Origin of the sequence: Schnuerera sp., assembly GCF_035459645.1 — a bacterium.
GTDB lineage: Bacteria > Bacillota > Clostridia > Tissierellales > Tepidimicrobiaceae > Schnuerera.
The window spans coordinates 1-1975 of record NZ_DATHXO010000183.1; the positions used below are offsets into that span (position 1 = coordinate 1).

The 1975-nt window shown below is 32.3% G+C and carries 3 protein-coding genes; all 3 read left to right on the top strand.

What is annotated here, in order from left to right; all coding sequences use genetic code 11:
- Positions 1–75 precede the first annotated feature (75 nt).
- The 3 genes from VK998_RS04430 to VK998_RS04440 are packed head-to-tail and all read left to right on the top strand — an operon-like array spanning position 76 to position 1916.
- A complete protein-coding gene (locus tag VK998_RS04430; protein WP_325225934.1) occupies positions 76–456 on the top strand; it encodes a P27 family phage terminase small subunit in 381 nt (126 codons plus the stop codon).
- On the top strand, positions 416–1003 hold the full coding sequence (locus tag VK998_RS04435) for a terminase large subunit domain-containing protein (RefSeq protein WP_325225936.1): 588 nt from the start codon (positions 416–418) through the stop codon (positions 1001–1003). The genes VK998_RS04430 and VK998_RS04435 overlap by 41 nt, the downstream gene beginning before the upstream one ends.
- 58 nt (positions 1004–1061) lie before the next feature.
- On the top strand, positions 1062–1916 hold the full coding sequence (locus VK998_RS04440) for a GIY-YIG nuclease family protein (protein WP_325225937.1): 855 nt from the start codon (positions 1062–1064) through the stop codon (positions 1914–1916).
- Positions 1917–1975: the final 59 nt, after the last annotated feature.

Consider the following 1975-nt stretch of genomic DNA (forward strand, 5'->3'; position numbering starts at 1 on the left):
CCTACATTTGAAACGCGAGAGCTCCACCTAAGGGGGTGTGGTATAAAAAAAGGAATAGAAAGAAGGTGATTTTTAGTGGCAAATAAAAAAACTAAGAAAGAATTAACTAAAGATGAAAGAATTAAAAAAGAAATGAGACGACTTAAAAGAATATATAAAGATATGGATCCCGATGTAAAAAAAGCAACTCAATCCCTTATAGAAAATGCTGCCTTTATGGTTGTAACCTTAGAAGATTTACAAGAAACTATAAATAGAGAAGGCGTCATATCAGAATACCAGAATGGAGCCAATCAATGGGGAACTAAAAAATCACCTGAAGTAGAAATATATAACACTATGATAAAAAATCATATGTCTATAATTAAACAGTTAACGGACCTACTACCTAAAGAAACAGAGGTGGTGGAAGAAGATGACGGTTTCGCAGACTTCATTAATTCTAGAGCCGACTAAGTATCCAAGAACTGACCCAGACATTATATTCGGTAAAACAAAACCGACTATAACTAAAAAAGGATTAAGAAGATATCCCAAAGATTATAACCCTATATTGGAATATTGGGAACAAATACAAACAGGTAAAACATTAGTACCTAAAAAAGTATATCAACAGTATGAGGAAATAGTTAGATGGATTAAAGATGATGGTTACAAGGAATGGTTTTATTCACCAGAAAGAGCTAATCATGTAATAGAATTTGCCGAGAACTTCTGTTGCCACTCTAAGGGTAAATTGGCAGGCAAGAAGGTAGTGTTAGAACTTTGGGAAAAAGCCTATCTTGCTAGTGTATATGGCTTTATAGATATAGAAGGCAATAGAAAACATCAAAGAGTAGTGCTGATAGTAGGGAAAAAGAATGGTAAGTCTTTATTGGATTCAATCATGGGCCTATATGGTTTAGTTGGGGATAATGAAGGTGGTCCTGAAATATATGCAGTCGCTAGAATGGTGGCGACTTTAAATCGGGTAAAATCGGTGAAGGCTAAATTTAATATATAGAAACAAACATTGACCAAGCAATATATTAATGATATAATAATATTGTGAGGTGAATGTAATGAAGATTGTGGGTATTTATAAAATAACAAATTTAATAGATGGAAAAGTGTATATAGGGCAAACAGTAAACTACAATAAAAGAAAGAAAAGACATTTAAGCAGTTTGAAAAATGGGAACCATCATAACGAACATCTACAAAGAGCCTTTGATAAGCATGGAGAAGATTCTTTTAAGATAGAGTTGATTAAAAAATGCAATATTGAAGAACTTGATAAATTAGAAAGATATTACATTAAGGAATTAGACGCTTGTAACCATGACAAAGGTTATAATATGATGTATGGTGGTCAGAGATATAGAAATTTTACAAAGGAAGTAAGGTTAAAAATGAGCGAGGCGGGTAAAGGTAGGAAATTTACCGACGAACATAAAAAGAAAATCGGTCTTGCTCATAAAGGACGGAAATTATCGCAAGAACATATTATTAAGATAAGTGCCACCAAGAAGAAAACAAAAATACACTGTGGTGAAAAAAATCCCAATGCTTTAATAAGTGATAGTGTTGCTAAAAAAATAATTATGGACTTATTAGCCAATATGGCAGTAAAAGATATAGCCAATAAATATCAAGTAAGTAGCGATGTAGTTTATAATATTATGCATAATAAGTCATATTCGCACATTATGCCCGATGTGAGAGAAGAATTAAAAAATAGAACTTCTGTTTTACAGGATGAGAAAATTGAAACAGCCATTAATTTATATTTGCAAGGACATTCCCAAAATGAGATTTCAAAAACTTTAAATATTAGCAGAAATACATTGAGAAAAGAGTTAAAGGCGAGAAACATAAACCCACAAATTCATGTTAATCAGTATATTAAACAAGCTAATACCGAGGTAATCTCATAGATTGCGAAAGGCTATGAGACACCGTAACGCGTAGAGGATGAATAAATATAATTCCTCCA

What these genes read in the sequence shown, in the direction of transcription:
- VK998_RS04440 (WP_325225937.1), top strand. Translation starts at nt 1,062, where the DNA reads ATGAAGATTGTGGGTATTTATAAAATAACAAATTTAATAGATGGAAAA.
- VK998_RS04435 (WP_325225936.1), top strand. Translation starts at nt 416, where the DNA reads ATGACGGTTTCGCAGACTTCATTAATTCTAGAGCCGACTAAGTATCCA.